General features: G+C 64.5%; 2 protein-coding genes. Both read right to left on the bottom strand.

What is annotated here, in order from left to right; genetic code table 11:
- Positions 1–4: 4 nt before the first annotated feature.
- On the bottom strand, positions 5–16441 hold the full coding sequence (locus ABIE49_RS35665) for a non-ribosomal peptide synthase/polyketide synthase (RefSeq protein WP_192734505.1): 16437 nt from the start codon (positions 16439–16441) through the stop codon (positions 5–7).
- Positions 16434–23000: a non-ribosomal peptide synthetase gene (locus tag ABIE49_RS35660; RefSeq protein WP_192734504.1), complete on the bottom strand. Its 6567-nt coding sequence runs from the start codon at positions 22998–23000 to the stop codon at positions 16434–16436. The genes ABIE49_RS35665 and ABIE49_RS35660 overlap by 8 nt, the downstream gene beginning before the upstream one ends.

Here is a 23000-nt window from a genome sequence, read left to right as displayed (position 1 = left end):
TCGTTCACTCCGCCGGTTCCGGCACTTGGTCCTGCGACACCGTCGATTCCGGCTCCGGAACCAGCAACGCGCAGATCTCATTGAGAAGACCGGCATCCCTGAGGATCGTGAAATGGTTGTCCCCCACACTGCCGCGGTCGACGGCATTCGGGAGTTGCGTCTCCAGCCGATCGCGCTGCGCCAGGCGGACTGCCGTCCACCAGCACAACGGGGCTGCCTGAACACGGAGCGGCGGCGCGGCGTTCTGCGTCAGGGATTTGAGGTGCCGTCCGACGGCAAAGGCGCTGCAGAGATCGTCGACGCCGAGCAGTGTATCGTCCGACAGCGGTCTCCGCACCGCTTCCAATATCTGTGCGGCCAGACGCCGAACGCCTGCGGACGTCTCCGGCACGCCGGCGCGTTTTGCGGCTTCCACGTACGGCTGGATACGGGCAACTGCAGCGTGCTGGATAACGGCCGAAAGCAGTCCCGCCAAATCATCGGTCCAATGGGCTTCGGCTTCCGGCGGGTTCGATCCGCCTGGAGTCCGCAGCACGAAGCTGTCGACCAGGGCGAGGCAATCCACGCGTTCACCGCTTCGCTCAAGTTCGGCCGCAACGAGCGTGACGAGTAGACCTCCGAGCGACCAGCCAATGAGGCTGTACGGACCGCGCGGCTGCGCGCGTCTGATCTCATCTGCATAGTCCGCAGCCATCGCCTGCAGCGACCGGTCGCTCCACGAACTGTCGACCAGCATCCTGGATTGCAACCCAATGACCTGCCGGCGTCCGTCGAGGCGTCGCGCCAGCGGTCCGTAGTCGAAGACGGTGCCAAAACCACCATGCACGCAGAAGACCGGCATCGTTCCGTGAACCGCCGCATTCAACGGCAGCAACGCCGACGGCGCCGCTGCAGCGGCGGGAGCCACGTCACCTGTATCAGCCAGCAGCGCACGGATCGTCGGCTTCTGCAGGAGATCGCGAAGCTTGATCTCGATGCCAAAACTCTTGTCCTGACGGAGCCGGGCAACGACCTTGAGACTGAGGATCGAGTTGCCGCCCAGTTCGAAGAAATTGTCGGTGACGCCGACTTGCGGCAGCTTGAGGATGTCGGCCCACAGGCGCGCCATCGCCGTTTCCGCAGCCCCCTGCGGGGCAACGAAGCTTCGTGCCGCGGTGTCGGGAGCGGGCAGCGCGCGCCGGTCGATCTTTCCGCTCGACATGACCGGCAGGCGATCAAGCACCATGATCCGTGTCGGCACCATGTAGACCGGCAATGTCTGCCTCAGGAAATCGGTCAATCTGTCGACCAGCGCTTCGGCAGGCGCTCCCGACGCGTCCTTTGCCGCCTTCGGCGCGACATAGGCAACAAGCTGGCTTCCGGCTGCGCCCGGCAACGCCACCACCGCCGCCTGCTCGATCTCCTCGTGACGAAGAAGGGAGGTCTGGATCTCGCCAAGTTCGATCCGGAAGCCGTTGATCTTGACCTGGTCGTCTCTGCGGCCGAGATATTCAATGGTACCGTCTTCGCACCATCGTGCCAGATCGCCGGTGCGGTAAAGCCGGGCGCCGGGCGCCGCTGCGAACGGGTCCGGCACGAAACGCTCGGCCGTCATGCCCGCTTTGCCGTGATAGCCGCGCGCCAACCCAAAGCCTCCGAGATAGAGCTCACCAGCGACACCGGCGGGAATGATATTGAGCGAGCTATCGAGAATGTAGGCGCTGCGATCACCGACCGGCAGGCCGATCGGCGCGTAGGGCGTATCGCATTCGGCGGCGCCATCGACCTTCCAGGCCAGGGGCGTGACCACGGTTTCGGTCGGACCATAACCATTGATCAGGATGCGCGGTTTCAGGACGCGCTTGACCTTGTCGAATCCCGCCTTCGGCATCGCCTCGCCGCCGAAAGAATACAGTTTGACCGGCGGCGGGTCGCCCGCCTGCTCGACCCATTCCGCCACTTGCTGAAGGTAGGCAGGCGGCAGGCCGATATGGCTGACGCGATGTGCGTGCAAGGCTTCGACCGTTTGTTCCGGCGTCCACAGCTCCGCATCGCGCATCAGTAGCCGCGCGCCGTGCGACAGCACCGTCAACCAGCGTTCATGCGCGCCGTCGAAAGCCAGCGACAGGAAATGCAGTTCGCACGAGTCCTCGTCGATCTCGTAGAGCCCTCCCGTGACGTGACAGTGCATCGCGAGCGGCCCGTGGGCAACCGCCACACCCTTTGGCGTCCCCGTCGAACCGGAGGTGTAGATCAGATAAGCGAGGTTCTCGGAATCCACGTCCGGCTGCGGCGCAAGGTCCGGACCGGCATCGAAATCGAACGTGAGAAGAGAGATTCTTTGGACATCATCCAGGCCATCTTCGAGCTGGCCGGTCAGCAGAAACGAAATCCCGGCATCGCGCATGACGAACTTGCGGCGCTCTGACGGAAGCTCCGGATCGAGCGGAACATACGCTCCGCCCGCCTTGAGGACAGCGAGCAGTGCGATCATCGTGGCTTCGGTCCGTTCGACCACGACGCCGACCCGCTGCTCGGGCTTGAGCCCGCGGCCGATCAGGTAATGGGCAAGACGATTGGCTTTGGCGTCGAGCGCCCCGAACGAAAGCACATTACCGCCGATGGTAAGAGCCGTTCGTTCCGGCTGACGCCTCGCATGTGCGCTGATCGCCTCATGCACCAGCGGCAATGCGACGGCAGGTACCCCGCGGCGATTGCATTTATCGGCAAGACCGGCGTCAACCACGGTGACCGGATCGATGCCGCCAACCAGCACCGAAGCGTCCCGCGTCAGCGCCGCCAGCAGATGCTCGAACTGCATCCTGATCTGCTCGGCCTGCGGTGCCGTAAAATGGCTCGGCATATAGGTGTATTCGACCTGAAGCGTGTCCTCGACGAGCACCGACAGGTCCATCGGATAGTTCGTCACGTCGACATTCTTCAGGCCGCCGAACTGCAGCGAGCCGTCACCCTTCTGCAACATGCCGCGTTCAATCGGATAGTTTTCGAATACGATGATGCTGTCGAACATCGTCTGGCCGCCGCGGCCGGCCCAGCTCTGAATGTCATAGAGCGGCGTGTGCTCATAATCCCGGATCGCCAGGTTACGGTCCTGAAGCGCCCGCAACCATTCTCCGACCGCGCTTGCGAGCGATGGCGATTCGATCACGGGCAACGTGTTGATGAAGAGACCGAGCATCTGCTGCGACCCGTCGAGGCCGGCCGGGCGACCGGCGACGGTGACGCCGAAAGTCACGGTCTGCTGACCCGTATAACGCTGCAGCAACAAAGCCCACACACCCTGGACAATGGTGTTGAGCGTGATCCGCTCACGGCGAGCGAACGCCTTCAACTGCGCGGTCTCGGTCTCGCCGAGCCGCGTGTAGCAGCGCGCATGACCGGAAGCCGGATGACGACGAGAACCGAAGGCATCGGCAAGTTGCGTCGGCTCGCCGAAAGACTTGAGTTGTTCACGCCAGAAGCGTTCGGCCGCTTGCGCGTCCTGCGCCACCAGCCACGCGATATAGTCGCGGTAATGCGTCGGGTTCGCCGCGGGCGATCCGCCGTAATAACGCTCCAGCACCTCGCCGACAAAGCGCGCCGAGCTCCAGCCGTCCATCAAGATGTGATGATAGGTCCAGATCAGGCGATGGAAGTTGTCCTCGAGACGCAGCAGCCGAACCCTTTGCAGAGGCGGTGCCGAGAGATCAAATTCGGCGGCACGCTCGCCGGCTAGCGCCGCCGCGATGCGTTCGTCGTTGACGGTTTGCCCGCGCCAGTCTTCCTGTTCGAACGGCGCGGCTGCGTCGCGATAGACGGCTTGCAGCGGCGAACCGGACAGCTCGCGCCAAAGGAACCCGGTCCGAAGCATCGGATGACGCGCGGTCACCTCACGCCATGCGGCCCGGAAGCGTTCGGGATCGAGCCCACGGATTTCAACGCTGACCTGATTGACGTAAACGCCGCTGCCGACATCACGCAAGCTATGGAACAGCATGCCCTGCTGCATCGGCGATAGCGGGTAAATATCCTCGATGCGGCTCCAGTCGAGTCCGAGCTTTTCGAGTTGTTCGCTGCTCAGGCCCGAAAGCGAGCCCCGGACTGTCGTGGGCGTTTCCTTTGGCGGCCGGACCTGCCGGGAGACCGCCGCAAGCGTTTCGATTGTCTGATGCTGAAAGCAATCCCGCGGCTCGATCAAGACGCCTTCGCGGCGTGCGCGGCTAACCATTTGCAGCGAAATGATCGAATCCCCGCCGAGCTCAAAGAAATTGTCCGTCACGCCGATGTTCGGTTGGCGCAGCAGGTCGGCCCAAATCGCGGCCAGCGCCGCCTCGGTCGGCGTGCGCGGCGCAACATGCTCGGCAGTGGCAAGCTGATCCGGCGCCGGCAGCGCCTTGCGGTCGATCTTGCCGTTCGGCGTCAGCGGCAATCGATCCAGCACCACGATGCGCGCCGGCACCATATAGTCCGGCAGCACCGATGACAGCGCGGTCTTGAGCGCTGAGCCATCCAGCGACGCCTCGCCGCTGACATAGCCCACCAGCTGGCGGCCAGCGCCGACCTCGCGCGCCACCACCACGGCTGCGCGCACGGCGGCCTGCTCCATCAGCCGCGCCTCGATCTCGCCAAGCTCAATCCGGAAGCCGCGGATCTTCACCTGGTGATCGGAACGTCCGATATATTCGATTACGCCGTCGGCGCGCCACCGCGCCACGTCGCCAGTGCGGTACAGCCGCGCACCGGCAGGGCCAAACGGATCGGGAATAAAACGTTCCGCCGTCAGTGCGCCGCGCTGCCAATAGCCGCGCGCGAGTCCTTCGCCGCCGATATAGAGCTCGCCGGCAACCCCGACCGGCGCCAGGTTGAGATCGTTGTCGAGAATGTGCAGCGTGGTGTTACCGATCGGACCACCCAGCAGCGGCCTATCATCCCTTGCGTCGAGGCGATGGCGGGCCGACCACACCGTGGTCTCGGTCGGGCCGTACAGGTTCCAGACCTCGCCGGCCTGCGCCACCAGCCGCCGCGAAAGGTCCGGTGGCAACGCCTCGCCGCCGCACAGCACCCGGCAGCTTTGCGGAAGCTGTGGCCCGTCGTGATCGAGCAGCATCCGCCAGGTCGACGGCGTCGCCTGGATCATCGTCACGCCTTGGGCTGTCACCATCGCCTTGAGCCGGCCCGGATCATGCGCGGTGGCGCGATCCGCCAGCACCACGCGCGCGCCCAGCGTGAGCGGCAGCCACAGTTCCAGCACCGCAATGTCGAACGACAGCGACGTCAGGCCGAGCACGCGGTCCTGTGGCGCCATCCCCGGCTGTTCCGCCATCGTCGCCAAGAAGTTCGTCACTGCATCGTGGCGGACCATCACGCCCTTGGGCAGGCCGGTCGAGCCTGAGGTGTAGATCACATAGGCCAGACTCTCGGGGTGAACCGCAACGTCGAGATTGCCGGCGTCATGATCCCCGCCTCTATCCGCCTCGTCGAGCAGCCACGCTTCGGCGCCGGTCTCCTTGAGCACCGGGGCAAACTGCTCCAGCAGCGACGTTTGCGTCAGCACCAATCCCGCGCCGCTGTCGCGCAGCATGTGGGAAAGCCGCTCCGGCGGGTAATCCGGATCGAGCGGCAGATAGGCGCCGCCGGCCTTCAGCACCGCCAGCAGCGCCACCATCATGGCGACGCCGCGTTCCAGCGCCAGACCGACCACCACGTCCGTGCCGACACCGTAATCCCGCAAGCCGCGCGCCAGTCTGTTGGCCCGCTTGTTCAGCTCGCCATAGCTCAGCGCCGCATCGCCAAACACCAGCGCGATCGCATCCGGAGACCGGCGAACCTGCTCTTCGAACTGCGCGACAATACCCCGGCGCAGCTCATCGCGACGGGTACTATTCATGCGCAAGAGCAGCGCCTGATCGGCAGGATCGTTAGCCGCGATCATGCCGACCGGCCGATCCGCGTCGGCGCTTAACACTTCCAGCAACCGCACGAAGGCGGACTGTAGCCGCGCCACCTGCGCCTCGTCAAAATGCTTGCGCTGATAGTTGAGCACCAGCCGCAGCCGCTCATCGAGACCCACGCTTGCGAACAGCGGATAGTTGCTGGTCTCGGTGATCCTTGTCTCGCCGACGCGGACGCGCTGGTTCTTCTCCTTCAGCGCGCTGTCGACCGGGTAATTCTCGAACACCAGGATGCTGTCGAACAGCGGCCGTCCGGGACGTCCCGCCAGGCGTTGGATTTCATAGAGCGGCGTCCAGCCGAATTCACGCATGGTCAGATTGCGATCCTGCAGCTCGCGCAACCATGCGCCGATTTTCTGCTGCGGACCGACGCTGTCGACGACCGGCAAGGTATTGATGAACAGGCCCACCATGTCTTCGGAGCCTGCAAGCTCCGACGGCCGTCCCGACACGGTGACGCCGAAGCAGACCGCGCCCTGCCCGGTATGCTGCCGCAGCAATTGCGCCCATGCAGCTTGCACCAATGTGTTGAGCGTCACGCGCTCGCGCGCCGCGAATTGCTGCAGCCGTCCGGTCAGCGCGACGTCCATTTCCAGCGCCAACGCACCGTGGCCCGTCGTTTCTCCGCTTGATCGTTCCACCGAGCCATCCGAGAGGAAACCCGCCTCGCCCCGCTCCGCCATCGCCGTGCGCCAGAACGTGGCCGCGGCGTCGCGATCCCTGCTCTGCAGCCAGCCGATGTAGTCCCGATAGCGGCGCTGCAAGGCTGGCAACCGGGCATCGCCGCTGTATTGCAACACCTCGGCGATCAGTCGCGCCGAACTCCATCCATCGAGCAGGATGTGATGATGGGTCCAGATCAGCCAGTGACGATCTTCTCCCAAACGAATCAGCCGGACCCGCTGCAAGGACGGCCGCGACAGATCAAAGCCTTCGAGGCGTTCCTGAAGCGAGACGTCCTTGAGGGCAGCTTCGAGTCCGCATTGCTCCTGCACCACAAGGCGCGCGCGCCAATCTTCCTCGACGAACGGTACCTCGGCATGGCGATAGACGACTTGTTGCGCTGAACCTGACAGGTCGCGCCAGACAAACCCCGTCCGAAGCACCGCATGCCGATCGCTGACCGCCTGCCAGGCCAGCCGAAGCTTGCCGGCATCAAGGCCATGTATCTCGGCGGCAACCTGATTGACGTAGAGCCCACTCTCGCCGTCGTGCATCGCATGGAACAGCATGCCCTGTTGCATCGGCGATAACGGATAGACATCCTCGATCTGGCGCCAGTCGAGCTCCAGCCGGTCGAGATCGGTCTGGCTGAGCCCGGACAACGCCACATCCGATGGTGTCAGCCCGCATGCTCCGCTGGTGCAGTGATCCACCAACTCCCGCAGCGCCGCCTCATACAATGCGGCCAGCCGTTCGACCGTCTCGCGCCGATAGCGTTTGCGGCCGAAGCCGAACGACAGCCGCAACTGGCCCTCGCGCACCGTGCCGTTGACGCTGAGCCAGCGCCGCAGCGGGCTCGATGCGCTCCGCGAGGGGCCCGCGCTTTCCGGCGCCATGGCGAATGCCTCGCTGGCGCCGCCGTCGATCTGGCCGAGATAATTGAACGTGACCTTCGGCTCGATCGCTTTCGACAGAGTCGCGCGCTGCTCTTCAGAGCCGAGATAGCGCAGTACGCCGTAGCCCAGCCCCCGGCCGGGAATGGCGCGAAGCTCCTCTTTCACGGTCTTGATCAACGACGACGGATCCTTCGAGCCGCCGGCCAGACACACGGGAAACGCGGTCGTAAACCAGCCGACCGTACGCGAGATGTCGATATCGCCGAACAGATCCTCACGGCCGTGACCTTCCAGCTCGACCAGGACATCGTCCTGGCAGCTCCATCGCCAAACGGCGCGCGCCAGGCCGGCGAGGAGAAGGTCGTTTACTTGCGTGCGATAGGCGGAAGGAGCGTCCGTCAGCAGGCGTTGCGTCAGTTCTGCGTCGAACGACAGTGAGATTTCATCGGCGTCGGCGATGGTGTCGACACCGCCATGATCGTCGTCGCACGGAAAATCAGCCGGTCCGCTGCGCTCCACCCAATAGGGTAATTCCGCCGCCAGTTCGGACGACGCTGCGTGAGCTTCCAGCCGGGCGCCCCACAGCGAATAGGCATGGCTCTTCGGCGGAAGCGCGACCATGTCGCTTCGCGTCAACTGGCTGTACGCCGCCGCGACGTCCTCCAGCAGCACCCGCCACGACACGCCGTCGACCACCAAATGATGGATCACGATCAGCAGACGCTGGCTGCCGTCGGCGACATCGATGCCAACCGCGCGCAACAGCGGCCCATTGGCCAGCGACAGGCTTGCCTGCGCCGACGATGCAAGCGCCGTAACGGCTTCGCCATCAACAGCGCTTCGGATCCACAACAGTTCAGCCACATCCGGCGCGGCGCCATGCTCCGCGCCCCACACGCCGTCCCTCGCTTCGAAGCGAAGCCGCAAGGCGTCGTGATGGGCCACCACGGCCGCTATCGCGCGTCCCATGACCTGCCAATCAAGCCGGTCTTTTGGCCGCAACAGCACCGCCTGGTTCCAGTGATCCCGTTCTCCGACATCCTCTGCGAAGAACCGCGTCTGGATCGGCAGCAATGGATGTGAGCCGACAATCAACCCCTGTTCGGCGCGCGTCTCGCTCAGTTGCTCGGTACGTGCCGCGAGCCCCAGGGCTTCCAGCGTCTGATGCTGGAACACATCGCGCGGTTCGATCAGGTAACCGGCGCGTCGGGCGCGGCTCACCATTTGCAGCGAGATAATCGAATCGCCGCCGAGTTCGAAGAAATTGTCGGCAAGGCCAACGACAGGTCGGCCGAGCAGTTCGGCCCAGATCGCCGCAAGCGCCATTTCCACCGGGGTACGCGGCGCCTGGTGCTCCGCGCCGGTATCGATCGCGTCCGGCGCCGGGAGCGCACGGCGGTCTACCTTGCCGTTCGGCGCCAGCGGCAGCCGTTCCAGCGTCACGATCCGCGACGGCACCATATAGTCGGGGAGAACAGATGACAGCGCCGCGCGCAAGTCCGTCCCGTCGAGTTCGTCCGTCCCGCAAACATAACCGAAGAGCTGACGTGCAAGACCCACCTCGCGCGCAACCACCACCGCGGAGCGCACGCCGGGCAGCTCGAGCAGCCGCGCTTCGATCTCTCCTAGTTCAATGCGGAAGCCGCGGATCTTGATCTGATGATCGGATCGTCCGACATACTCGATGGCGCCGTCGGGGCGCCAGCGCGCCAGATCCCCCGTCCGGTACAGCCGCTCGCCGGGACCGCCGAACGGATCCGGAATGAACCGTTCCGCCGTCAGCCCCTGGCGCTGCCAATAGCCGCGCGCCAGACCGACGCCGCCGATGAACAACTCGCCCGTCACCCCGGCCGGAACCATGTTCAGCGAGGCGTCAAGGATGCGAATGGCGGTGCCCGGAATGGGTCGTCCGATCGGCACGCGCGCCACGCCGTCGTCGCGGCAATTCCAGAACGTCGCGTTGATCAGGGCTTCGGTCGGACCGTAGCGGTTGTCGAAGCGAACGTTGGGGAAGGCCGCGAGCACACGCGCCTTCAACTCCGCAGGCAAGGCTTCACCGCCGGCAAACAGCCGCTTGAGCGTCACGCAGCGTTGCACCTCCGGCTCAGCAATGAAATGCTCGAGCATCGGCGGCACGAAATGCAGCGTCGTCACATCGTGAGCAACGACCGCGTCAATGAGAAGCCGCGGTTCGCGATGCGCACCCGGCGCGGCGATCGCAAGGCGTGCGCCGACGGCAAGCGGCCACAGGATTTCCCACACCGAGACGTCGAAGCTGAACGGCGTTTTCTGCAGCAAGGTTTCGCTGGCATCGAGGCGATATTCCGCCTGCATCCAGCCGAGCCGTGCGGCCAGCGCGCCATGCGAGCAAGCCACGCCCTTTGGCATGCCCGTCGATCCCGACGTGTACATGACATAGGCGAGTCCTGCCGGATCAAGCGCGATGTCGAGATTGCTGCCCGGCTCTGCTACCCCGGCCTCATTCTCCACGTCGATGTTCCAGGCTTCCGCCGCCGCTTCAGCAATCACGGGCGCGAGGCGTTCTAGCAGCCGGCTTTGAGTCAGCACCAGCCTCGCCCCGCTGTCGCGCAGCATATGCAGCAGCCGGTCGGCAGGATAATCCGGATCGAGCGGCAGATAGCCTCCCCCCGCCTTCAGCACCGCGAGGACGCCGACGATTAGTTCGACGCTGCGCTCCAGCGCGACACCGACCAGCTGGTCGCGGCCAATACCTCGGTCCCGCAACTGTCGCGCCAGACGATTGGCGCGAGCGTTCAATTCGCCATAGCTGACCTGTTGATCGCCGAAGACCAACGCGATCGAGGACGGTGAATCAGCGGCCTGCGCCTCGATCCGGGCAACGATTCCGCCACCAAAAACCGGGATCCTGTCGAACTCGATTGCGCCGCCACTCCAGGCGAGTATTTGCCTGACCTCATCGACGTCGAGCCCGGTGAGTTCACCAAGCGGCGCGGCGGCATCCGTCACGATCTGCGCGAGCAGGCGCGACAGGCAGGCTTGCAGATATCTTATCTGGTCCTGATCGAACCGGCCGTGGTCATAGCGGAAACCGAGGTTGATGCCGTCGGTCTTGGCAAATACCGCGACCGTCAGCGCATAATTGGTAATCGAGACCTGCTCGACCCGTCCAAAGCGGGAACCGCTTTCATCCTCGCCGCGCAAGGTCTCATCGATCGGATAGTTCTCGAACACCAGGATGCTGTCGAACAGCGGCCGGCCGGATCGTCCGGCCAGGCGCTGGATCTCGTAGAGCGGCATCCAGCCATGGTCGCGCAGATCAATGTTGCGTGCCTGCAGGTCGCGAAGCCATGCACCGGTTTCGGTTTGCGGATTTGCCTGATCAACCACCGGCAGGGTGTTGATGAACAGGCCGACCATTTCCTCGGACCCGGCGATCTCCGCCGGCCTGCCCGAGACCGTCGCACCGAAGCAGACGACGCGCTGCCCGGTATGACACCGCAACAGTTGCGCCCACGCGCCCTGCAGGAGCGTGTTCAACGTCACGCGCTCGCGCCTGGCAAACGCCTGCAAGCTGGCGGTCAGATCAGGCGTGAGAAGCAGATCCAGCGAACCGTGACCGGCTGCGCCTGTGCTCGAAGGTCCTCCCAGGACATCCGCCACGAAGCTCGGCTCGCCCAGCTCGGCCAAGGCGGTACGCCAGAACGCCGCCGACACGTCGCGATCCTGCCTTTGCAGCCAGCCGATATAGTCACGATAGCGGCCGCGCACAGCGGGCAATCGGCTGCCGCGTTCGTGCTGCAGTATCTCGGCCACCAGTCGCGCCGAGCTCCAGCCGTCGATCAGAATGTGGTGATGCGTCCAGATCAGCCAGTGGCGGCCTTCCCCGAGCCTGATCAGCCGCACCCTCTGTAGGGGCGCATGCGACAGATCGAATCCCTGGCCACGCTCGGCCTGCGACGCCAACGCCAGGGCGGCCTCGAGTTCGCTGCGGTCCATGCTGGCCGCCCGTTCGCGCCAGTCTTCTTCGACGAACGGCAGCGTCACATGACGATACACCACCTGCTGGGCCGCGCCCGACAGTTCGCGCCAGGCGAAACCAGTGCGCAGTACCGCGTGCCGGGCGCTTACTTCCTGCCAGGCCGCTCGCAGCCTGCCGGAATCGATGCCACGGATTTCCAGGCCGACCTGGTTGACATAATTTCCGCTTTCGCCATCGCGCAGCGCATGGAACAGCATTCCCTGCTGCATCGGCGACAGCGGATAGATGTCCTCGATCTCACGACAATCGATCGTCGCACTGAGAACGTCGAGGTCGGCCTGGCTCAAGCGGGAGAGTTCGACGTCCGACGGCGTAATCCCATGCGCGCCGCCGGTGCAATGGTCCACCAGCTCCCGCAAGGCTGCCGCATAGTGCGCTGCGAGACGTTCCACCGTCACGCGCCGGTAGCGCCGGCTACCAAAACTGAACGACAGCCGCAGCAGGCCGTCGCGCACCTGGCCATTGATGCTGAGCCAGCGACCAAGCGGCGCGCTCGCGCTGCGTGCGGCGCCGGCGCTCTCGGGCGCAACCTTGAATGAGGCCCCCTCACCCAGGCTCGCATCGAACTGGCCGAGATAATTGAAAACGATACGCGGCTCGGGGATTGCGGAAAGCGCATGGCGCTGCGCTTCGGTGCCGAGATAGCGCAGAATGCCATAGCCCAGCCCGCGCGCCGGGATCGCCCGCAGCTCTTCCTTGACGGCCTTGATCAGCGCAGCGTCGTCGTCCGAACCTCTAGGCAGCCGGACAGGGAACGCGGTGGTGAACCAGCCCACCGTGCGTGAAATCTCCGTACCGGGGAAGATGTCTTCCCGGCCATGGCCTTCGAGTTCGACGAGGACATCGTCAATCCCGCTCCAGCACGATACCGCGCGCGCCAACGCCGCCAGCAGCAGATCGTTGACCTGGGTGCGGTAGGCGGACGGCGCTTCCTTGAGTAGCCGCGTCGTCAGGCCCGCGTCGAATGTCAGCGAGATTTCCTCACCCTCGGCAACCCGATCGACGTTGCCATGATCGTTGTCGCAGGGCAGATCGGCGTTGGGCTTGCGTTCGATCCAATACGGCAGCTCGGCCGCCAGTTCGACGCTGCCTGCATGCGCTTTCAAGCGCGCGGCCCAGGACGAATAGGATTGGCTCTTTGGCGCCAACGTAACCGAGGCCGCGCCCTGTGCCATCTGACCGTAAGCCGATGCGACGTCTTCCAGCAGGACCCGCCATGACACGCCGTCGATGACGAGATGATGCACGGATATCAGCAGCCGCTGGCTGCCGTCGGCCAGGTCCATTCCGACCACTCGCAACAGCGGTCCTTGCAATGAAAGGCTGGCCTGGGCTGCTGACGCCTGCGCCGTCACCTCGGCCGCATCGCGTACGCCACGCCGAATCCAGAGCAATTCCGAGACCGGAGGTGCGGCGCCATAAGTCGCGTGCCAGACATCGTCGATCTCTTCGAAGCGCAGGCGCAGCGCATCGTGATGCGCCACGATAGCAGCGACCGTGCGCTCCACGACCGCCCAATCCAGCCGCGACTGCGGCATCAACAATACGGCCTGGTTCCAGTGATGGCGCTCGCCAGCGTCCTCGCCGAAAAACCGCGCTTGGATCGGCAACAGCTGGTGCTCGCTACCCGCCAGATCCCTCTCTGGCTCAGCGTCGGGCATGGTCTGTTCCGTGCGCGCCGCCAGCGCCAGTTCCTGCAACGTCTGGTGCCGGAAAACGTCACGCGGCTCGATCAGCAGGCCGGCCTGCCGGGCGCGGCCGACCATCTGCAGCGAGATGATCGAATCGCCGCCAAGTTCGAAGAAGTTGTCGTCGACGCCAATCAGGGGCTGGCCAAGGAGCTCCGCCCAGATCGCGGCAAGCGTCGTCTCCGTCGCGGTGCGCGGCGCGACGTGCGCTGCGGTGGGCATTTCGGGGACCGGCAAAGCTTCCCGATCCACCTTGCCGTGAGCGGTGAGCGGCAGGCTTTCAAGTCTGACGATGCGGGCCGGCACCATGTAGTCGGGTAGCCCATCCGCGAGCGCGGCGCGCATCGCCGTCTCGTCGAACGCCCCTTCACCACAGACATAACCCACCAGCTGATGGGTTGCCCCGGCGTCGCGGGCAACAACGACCGCCGATTGCACGCCGGGCTGACGCATCAGCCACGCCTCGATTTCGCCGAGCTCAATCCGGAAACCGCGAATCTTGACCTGATGATCGGAGCGGCCGAGATACTCGATCACGCCATCCGGACGCCATCGGGCCAGATCGCCGGTGCGGTATAGCCGCATGCCCGGCGCGCCAAAGGGATCGGGGATGAATCGCTCCGCCGTCAGCGCGCCGCGCCGCCAGTAGCCCCGCGCCAAGCCTTCGCCGCCGATGAACAATTCGCCAGTCACGCCGACCGGTACGATGTTCAGATCGGCATCAAGGACATAGGCCGATCGCCGGCCGACCGGGCGGCCGATAGGGGCATAACTGCCCTCGATCTCTTCGCTGGCATCAACCTTCCAGACCAGCGGCGTCACGACGGTTTCGGTCGGGCCGTAACCGTTGATCAAGGTCCTCGGCTTGAGCGCGCGCTTGACCTTGTCGAATCCTGCTTTCGGCATCGCCTCCCCGCCGAAAGAATAGAGCGAGACCGGCGGCGGGTCGCCGCGCCACTCAGCAAAGTCGGCGAGCTGCTGCAGGTAAGCCGGTGGAAAGCCGGCGTTGGTGACGCGCTGTTTCCGCATGACGTCCAGCGTCTGCTCGGCCGACCACAGATTCTCATCCCGCATTATGAGCGCGGCGCCGCAGGTCAGCGCGGTCCAGAGCCGTTCATGCGCGCCGTCGAAGGTAAAGGAAAGGAAATGCAGTTCACGGGAATGCCGGTCCATATCGTAGAGGTCGGCGGTCACTTCGCAATGCATCGCGAACGGCCCATGCTCGACTGCGACACCTTTCGGTATTCCGGTCGAACCCGACGTGTAGATCACATAGGCGAGGCTTTGCGTTCCCACGGCGATCGCAGGATCGCTCTCCGTCTCCTGTTCAGGACCAGCAGCGTCGAGCACAACAACTTCGACTCCGGACTTTTTCGGGATCAGCGCTTCGCCGGCCGCATCCGTCAGCACAAAACGCACGCCGGCGTCGCGCATGGTGGCAAGCTGCCGCTTGACGGGATGGTCGGGATCGAGCGGCAGATAGGCGGCGCCGGTCTTCAATACGGCCAGGAGCGCCACGACGAGAGATGGCGAACGTTGCGCCGACAGGCCGACCAGGTCGGAACTGGTGACACCCAGACGGATCAGGCGATGCGCAAGGCGGTTGGCGCGACGGTTGAGTTCATCATACGAGATAACGTCGTCGCCGAAAACCAACGCCGGCGCATCGGGCGTTTGCGCGGCAAAGCGGGCCACCGTCTGGTGCACCGGAGTGAACGGGGGCGCCGAACCAGCGTCTGCTCCGTTCCAGCTCCTGATTTGAGTCAGTTCCTGCTCGCAAAGCAGCGCGATGCCGGCGATGGACTGAGACGGTTTCTGAGCCATCGTGCTGAGGAGCGTGATCCAATGCGTCGCAAGGCGTTCGATCGTCGCCGCTTCGAACAGAGCCGTCGCGTAGGTGAAAATCGCGCGTATCTCTCCTGACGGTCCCTCTTCGCTGTCGAGCGCCAGATCGAACTTGACGGTATCGACATTAGGTTCGATTTTTTCGATTTGCAGGCCGGTCAGGCCGAGCGAATTGTCCGATGTCCGGCGGCGTTGGTGGTTGTAGAGCACCTGGAAGAGCGGATTCTGGCTCAGGCTGCGCTTGGGCTGCAGTACCTCCAATAGCCGCTCGAACGGAAGATCCTGGTTCTCCTGGGCTTCGATCGTGGCTGCATGGACGGTTGCGATGAAATCAGCGATCGTCGCGCGTCCGTCGAGCTGCGTGCGCAGCACCTGGGTGTTGACGAACAGACCGATCATCCCCCGGGTCTCGTCCCGCTGGCGATTGGCGACCGGCACGCCAACGCCGATGTCGGTTTGTCCCGTGTAGCGATAGAGAAGCAACTTGAAGCTCGCCAGCAGAATAGCGAACAGCGTCGTCTTGTGCGTGCGCGCCAGAGTGCGCAGGGCATCGGCAAGCGCGGGATCAAGCTCCATGCGAACCGCTGCGCCGGCGAGGTCGAGTTCCGCCGGCCGCGCCCGATCAATGGGAAGCTGCAGCACCGCCGGATCGTTCAGCCGGGTCGTCCAATAGTCGATCTGCCGCTCGCCGTCGACCGCGCTCATCCAGAGTCGTTGCCATTCGGCATAGTCGATATATTCAACATCGAGCTCCGGCAGCGCCGGCGTCCCGCCTCGCGCAACGGCTGCATACAACTGCCAGAACTCTTCGACCAGCACCGCCATTGACCAGCCGTCGGCGACGATATGGTGCAGGCTGACCACGACAAACCTGTCGTCTTCTTCCAGCGTCAGCACTGCGACCCGCATGAGCGGGCCGGCCTCGAGATCGAAGGGTCGCGCGGCTTCCTCGCGCGCCAGCAGGCGAGCCTGCTGTTCGCAATCATGGTCATCCACCTTGACGTGCCTGATCTCGACCGGCTGCGGGTCGAGCAGGATCTGCTCGGCTTCCCTGCCTTCTTGCCGAAACACCGTGCGAAGCGCGCTGTGCCTGACAACCAGCCTGTCGAAGGCTTGCTGCATCGCGTGCACATCGAGTTGGCCGCGCACCCGAACGGTCGCCGAGATATTGTAGGCGGCACTATCCGGATCCATTCGCCACAGGAACCAGAGGCGCGACTGCGCAAAGGAAAGCGGCGCACGCGTCCGTTCCTGGCGCGCAATCGGCAGCATGGCGAGGTTAACGCCCTTGGCCGCCAGTTGCGTCAGGAACGCATGCTGCTTGTTCGCATCTAGGCGCATCAATCGCCGAGAGATGTCGCGAAGCTGCTGCTTTTGCGTAGTGGCGGTGTCACTCATCGGAAAATTCGACTTCCTTCAACATGTCGAGCATCGCGGCGATGTCATCGCCGCGCTTGTCGACCTGAATCTCCGGGGCGAGGCCAGCCGCCATCGTCTCAACGGTCGTCATTTCAAAAAGGCGGTTCAGCGCCAGATCATGGCCGAGATCGCGCTTGATACGGCTGATGAGCTGGACGGCGGTGAGCGAATCCCCGCCGAGCTCAAAGAAATTGTCCGTCACGCCGATGTTCGGTTGGCGCAGCAGGTCGGCCCAAATCGCGGCCAGCGCCGCCTCGGTCGGCGTGCGCGGCGCAACATGCTCGGCAGTGGCAAGCTGATCCGGCGCCGGCAGCGCCTTGCGGTCGATCTTGCCGTTCGGCGTCAGCGGCAATCGATCCAGCACCACGATGCGCGCCGGCACCATATAGTCCGGCAGCACCGATGACAGCGCGGTCTTGAGCGCTGAGCCATCCAGCGACGCCTCGCCGCTGACATAGCCCACCAGCTGGCGGCCAGCGCCGACCTCGCGCGCCACCACCACGGCTGCGCGCACGGCGGCCTGCTCCATCAGCCGCGCCTCGATCTCGCCAAGCTCAATCCGGAAGCCGCGGATCTTCACCTGGTGATCGGAACGTCCGATATATTCGATTACGCCGTCGGCGCGCCACCGCGCCACGTCGCCAGTGCGGTACAGCCGCGCACCGGCAGGGCCAAACGGATCGGGAATAAAACGTTCCGCCGTCAGTGCGCCGCGCTGCCAATAGCCGCGCGCGAGTCCTTCGCCGCCGATATAGAGCTCGCCGGCAACCCCGACCGGCGCCAGGTTGAGATCGTTGTCGAGAATGTGCAGCGTGGTGTTACCGATCGGACCACCCAGCAGCGGCCTATCATCCCTTGCGTCGAGGCGATGGCGGGCCGACCACACCGTGGTCTCGGTCGGGCCGTACAGGTTCCAGACCTCGCCGGCCTGCGCCACCAGCCGCCGCGAAAGGTCCGGTGGCAACGCCTCGCCGCCGCACAGCACCCGGCAGCTTTGCGGAAGCTGTGGCCCGTCGTGATCGAGCAGCATCCGCCAGGTCGACGGCGTCGCCTGGATCATCGTCACGCCTTGGGCTGTCACCATCGCCTTGAGCCGGCCCGGATCATGCGCGGTGGCGCGATCCGCCAGCACCACGCGCGCGCCCAGCGTGAGCGGCAGCCACAGTTCCAGCACCGCAATGTCGAACGACAGCGACGTCAGGCCGAGCACGCGGTCCTGTGGCGCCATCCCCGGCTGTTCCGCCATCGTCGCCAAGAAGTTCGTCACTGCATCGTGGCGGACCATCACGCCCTTGGGCAGGCCGGTCGAGCCTGAGGTGTAGATCACATAGGCCAGGCTCTCGGGATGGATCGTGAGATCAAGATTATCGACATCACCACCCTCACCGCCATCCTGCTCGTCGAGCAGCCACGCCTCGGCGCCGGTCTCCTTGAGCACTGGCGCAAACTGCTCCAGCAACGACGACTGCGTCAGCACCACCCCCGCACCGCTGTCGCGCAGCATGTGGGAAAGCCGCTCCGGCGGGTAATCCGGATCGAGCGGCAGATAGGCGCCGCCCGCCTTCAGCACCGCCAGCAACGCCACCATCATCGCGACGCCGCGCTCCAGCGCCAGACCGACCACCACGTCCGTCCCGACGCCGTGATCCCGCAGACCTCTCGCCAGCCGGTTGGCTCGCTTGTTCAGTTCGCCATAGCTCAGCTCCGCACCGCCAAACACCAGCGCGATCGCATCCGGAGACCGGCGGACCTGTTCCTCAAACTGCGCGACAAGGCAGCGATCTCGCGGATACCGGGCATCCGTTCGATTCCACGTCTCGAGCAGAAGCTCGCGCTCCTCGGGCGGCAGAATATCGAGTTGCCGGACGGGAAACTGCGGCCGTCGCTCCAGATTATCGGCCAGTTGCTCGAGCGCATGCTCCATCAACGCGCAGACGCGTTCAGGCGACAGCGGATGGATCACTTGCGCCGTCAGACCTAGTGCCTGACCGTAGTCCTCGACCGACAGCATCAAGGGATAATTGGTGCGCTCTTCGCCGCCGAGCCACTCGATGCCATCGACACCGGCGGCGGTCTCACCCGCGGTCGAGCCGGCCGGCATGGCGTTATGGCGGTAGTTCAGGATCGAACTGAACAAGGGAGCCGGCGCCGCAACCTTGCTGCAGCGTTGCGCAAGCGCCAGCGAGGCATGCTCATGCGCCATCAGTTCGGCGAGCCGGGCATGCGCAAGGCGAACGCTGTCTTCGACCGCGGTGCCATCGAGGTCGAGCCGCAGCGGCAATGTGTTGATGAACAACCCCATGGTGCGGTCGCCACCGGCGCCGGCCTGCATGCGGCCGAACAACACCGTGCCGAACACGACGTGCTCGCGTCCACTGCTCCGCGCCACCACCTGGCCCCAGGCGAGATGACAGAGACTGGCGAGGCTTACTCCCAGACGACGCGCCTGAACCCGCAGCCGTCCGTTGAGCGATTGCGACATCGTTCGCCGGGCTTCCACCACGCCACGGCCGTCGCCGTGCACCCTGTCCAGACCAAACGGCGTGGTCGGCTCATCGATATCAGACAGCATGTTCCGGAAAAAGCGCTCGTGCCCGGCCGTCGCTTCCGCTCCCCGCGTCTGGGCCACGAGATTTCGGAACGGGTACGGAGCCGGCAGGTCATGACCGCGCCCGGACAGTATGTTCCGGACTTCGTCATGCATCACTTCCAGGGTGGAATGATCGCCGATCAGGTGATGCAGCAATACCAGCAGCAGCCAACGATCCTTACCGGGATCGCGGGCCACCGCGAAGCGCAACAGCGGTGCCTGGCCAAGATCAATTCTGTTCCGTCGTGGATCGAAACGCCGTGCAAGCTGTTCGTGCGCCGGGCTTTCGCGGTCCAGCTCTACCTCGGTGACGATCAACGGAGCCTGTCGCCACACCACCTGCGCCGGGGTGGACAGCCCCTCCCATTCAATCGAGGTGCGAAGAATGTCGTGACGATCGATCACTTGCCGAACGGCTGCGAGATAGCCGTTGAGCAACTCGCGGTTCGTAAACGCCATCTGGCCGACGAGCAGATAAGGGTCACCCTCCGCTGCCAGCAAATGGTGAAACAGGATGCCGTCCTGAAGCGGCGATAATCCGTATATATCCTGGACGTTAACAACGCCGCCTGGAACACGCGCCACGATGCTGTCGATGTCCGATTGCTCCAGCCTTATCAATGGCAGCATATCGGGCGTGATCGCCGTCGCCTGCATCGGGATCACGTTGGCCGGCACGTCGGCCACGCCGCCGCCATCAAGGTTCGCCGCAAAATCAGCCAGCACCGGCAGGGCAAACAGCGTGCGCACGTCCGCGCTGAGCGAATGCCGCTGCAACCGCTCCAGCATGCGGACCGCGAGCAGCGAGTGGCCACCGAGTTCAAAGAAGTGATCGTTCCGTCCAATGCGCTCGATGCCGAGCAGCTCGGTCCAGATCTTGGCAACCGTTTCTTCGCGTTCGCCTTGCGGCGCTTCATAGTCGCCGCGCACGAAGGCATCGTCCTCGGGCGACGGCAGCGCCTTACGATCGACCTTGCCGTTCGGCGTGAGCGGCAACGCGTCCAGGCGCACGAAGGCCGAGGGCACCATATACTCCGGCAAGCAGGCGCGGAGGTGGCTGCGTAGTGCAGCCGCTAGATCACCGCCGTCGTCACCCGGCGCCGACGGCACCACATAGGCAACCAACCGCGGGTCGCCGCCGTGATCCTGGCGCGCCAGCACCACCGCATCGGCCGCGCCGGCGTGCTCGTTCAAGCGAAATTCGATCTCGCCCAACTCGATGCGGAAGCCGCGGATCTTGACCTGATGGTCATTGCGGCCGAGGAACTCGATATTCCCATCCGGCAGGTAACGTCCGAGATCGCCGGTGCGATACATCCGCGCGCCTGCGTCGCCGCTGAAGGGATCGAACACGAACCGTTCCGCCGTTAGATCGGCGCGATTGAGATACCCGCGGGCAACCCCTGCTCCCCCGACATAGATCTCGCCGGTCGCCCCGAGCGGAACCGGCGCGCCGAATCTATCCAGCAGGTAAATCCGCGTGTTGGGTAGTGGACGACCGATCGGGACGACGCCGCCTTGAAAGCCCATCGGCCGCAGCCAGGTGGTGGCGCAGACGGTTGTCTCCGTGGGACCGTAGCCGTTGAAAACGGCCACGCTTGAAGGCACGCCCTTGATCAACTCGGCCTTGGGCAGTTCGCCGGCGAGGACAAGTACCTGCAGCGATGCCAGGCGATCAAGGTCCGTGCGCCCCTGGAGCAGGGCGGGCGGCAGGGTTGCGTGCGTAATGCCGTTGTGTGCCAGATAATCCAGCAGCTCAGCCGCGTTGCGATGCTCTCGCGGGCCGAGCAGAAACAATTCGGCCCCGGAGCACAGGGCCATGACGATTTCCCAGGTGCTGGCGTCAAAGCTGAAGGAAGCGAACTGTACGACGCGGCTGCGCGCGGAAACTTCAAACAGCGCCCGTTGGGCCAGCGCCAGGTTCACCACACCGCGATGCTCTATCATCACGCCTTTTGGCGTGCCGGTAGAACCCGAAGTATAGATGATATAGGCAAGATGACTTGACGTCAGACCCGCGACCTCGGGACTTGATTTCGCTAACCCGGCGACAACAGGCGCGTGCGCTTCCAGATCAACGATATCGCACGCCGTTCCCGCGAGTGCCGCGCGCCCGGCATCGTCGCAAATCAACAGCTTTGGTCTTGCGTCAACGACGATCTGCCGCAACCGTTCGGACGGATAAGCGGGATCCAGCGGCAGATAGGCGCCGCCGGCCTTGAGTACGGCCAGCAGGCTGACGACCATGGCAATGCCGCGTTCCAGGCAGATCGCGACCGGCTGGTCCGGACCCGCGCCCCGCCTGATCAGATGGTGCGCGAGCTGGTTGGCCTTTGCATCCAGTTCGCTGTAACTCAGGCGAGTATCCTCATGTGCCAGCGCAATGGCATCGGGTGCCTTCCGGACTTGCTCTGCGAACAGTTCGTGGATGCAATGTTCGGACAGGTACGGCGTAGCGGTCTGGTTCCAGGTCTCCAGAACGAGTTCGCGCTCGTCGGCATCAGCCATGTCGATCCGGTCGACGACCTGATCCGCATCGGCGACCATGGCCCGCAGCACGGCAAGCAGATATTCCCGATGACGCCTGATGGTTGCCTCGTCGAACAGCGCCGTCGCGTAGTTCAGGGCCCCAACGATGCGGCCGTCGGCCTCGCCCAGGTTGAGCTCAAGATCGAACTTGATCTCGCTCAGAGCCGTGTCCGTGATCTCGGCCTTCAGGCCCGGCAATTCAAACGTCGCCGCCTCGTTGTTCTGCCAGGCGAATACGACCTGAAACACCGGGGCATGGTCCAGACGCCGCGGCGGCTGAATGATCTCGACGAGTTGCTCGAACGGCAAATCCTGATGGTCCTGAGCCGCCAGCGCAGCACCGCGCACGCGGCTCAGTAGCTCCGCCACGTCAGGTTCGCCCGACAAATCGACGCGAAGCGCCAGCATATTGACGAAGAAGCCGACCAGACCCTCGATTTCGCGCCGGTTGCGATTGGCCGTGGGCGTACCGATCACGACATCGCTCTGACCTGATAGCCTCGACAGCACGGCCGCCCACGCCGCCAGCACCGTCATGAATGCGGTCGCGCGATGAGATTGGCTCAGCTGCTTGATGCCACGTGCAAGCTCGGCGTCGATCTCGATCGGCAGTGAAGCGCCGGCAAGTGACCTGACCGGTGGCCGCGGCCGATCGGTCGGCAATTCGAGCAACGCTGGCGCATCCGCCAGCGTCTGCCGCCAATGGCCGACCTGCCGCTGCAAACGTTCGCCCGCAAGCCACTGGCGTTGCCAGGCGGCATAGTCCGGATACTGAATCGGCAGCGCCGGTAGCGGATCGCCCTCGCCGGCCACGAAGGCGCGATACAGAGCGCCCAACTCGCGCACGAGCACTCCAATGGACCAGCCGTCGGAAACGATATGATGCTGGGTCAGCAGGAACAGATACTCGCTCTCCGCGGTCCGGATGAGGTGCCCGCGGATCAACGGTCCCTGCGAGAGATCGAAGGGCGTATCGGTCTCGTCGCGGCACAGGCGCTCAAGCACCTGCTCGCGCGCTGGTTCGGCCCGCAAATCATGCACGAGCAAAGGCAAGCCCTGACCGGCAGGCAACAGCTCGACGCAAGGCTGTCCATCGGCAACACAAAAAATGCTGCGCAGCGATTCGTGCCGCGCAAACAGCTGGTCCAGACTGCGGCGCCAGGCGGTGACGTCGAGGTCGCCCGAGAGGCGCAGCGCGCCGCGAATGTGATAGTTGGTGCTGCTGCCGTCGAGTTGCGCCAGCAGCCAAAGCCGTTGCTGCGCAAACGACAACGCAAGCGGCCCGTCGCGCGGCACCGCCGGTATCGAGACAGGTTCACCCCTGTTGGCACTCCGGCTGCGGTCCTTCGCCAGCGCCAGGAGCTTTCTCAACTCTCCTGCATCCAGCCCCCGCAAATCGGGTTTCAACGAATCTGCCAT

This window comes from Bradyrhizobium sp. OAE829, from assembly GCF_040546575.1.
Taxonomy (GTDB): domain Bacteria; phylum Pseudomonadota; class Alphaproteobacteria; order Rhizobiales; family Xanthobacteraceae; genus Bradyrhizobium.
Note: the sequence above shows the minus strand (reverse complement) of the source record. Positions and strands in the feature narration are given on the sequence as shown.

Coding starts and splice junctions, on each gene's coding strand:
- ABIE49_RS35660 (WP_192734504.1), bottom strand. CDS start 23,000: ATGGCAGATTCGTTGAAACCCGATTTGCGGGGGCTGGATGCAGGAGAG.
- ABIE49_RS35665 (WP_192734505.1), bottom strand. CDS start 16,441: ATGAGTGACACCGCCACTACGCAAAAGCAGCAGCTTCGCGACATCTCT.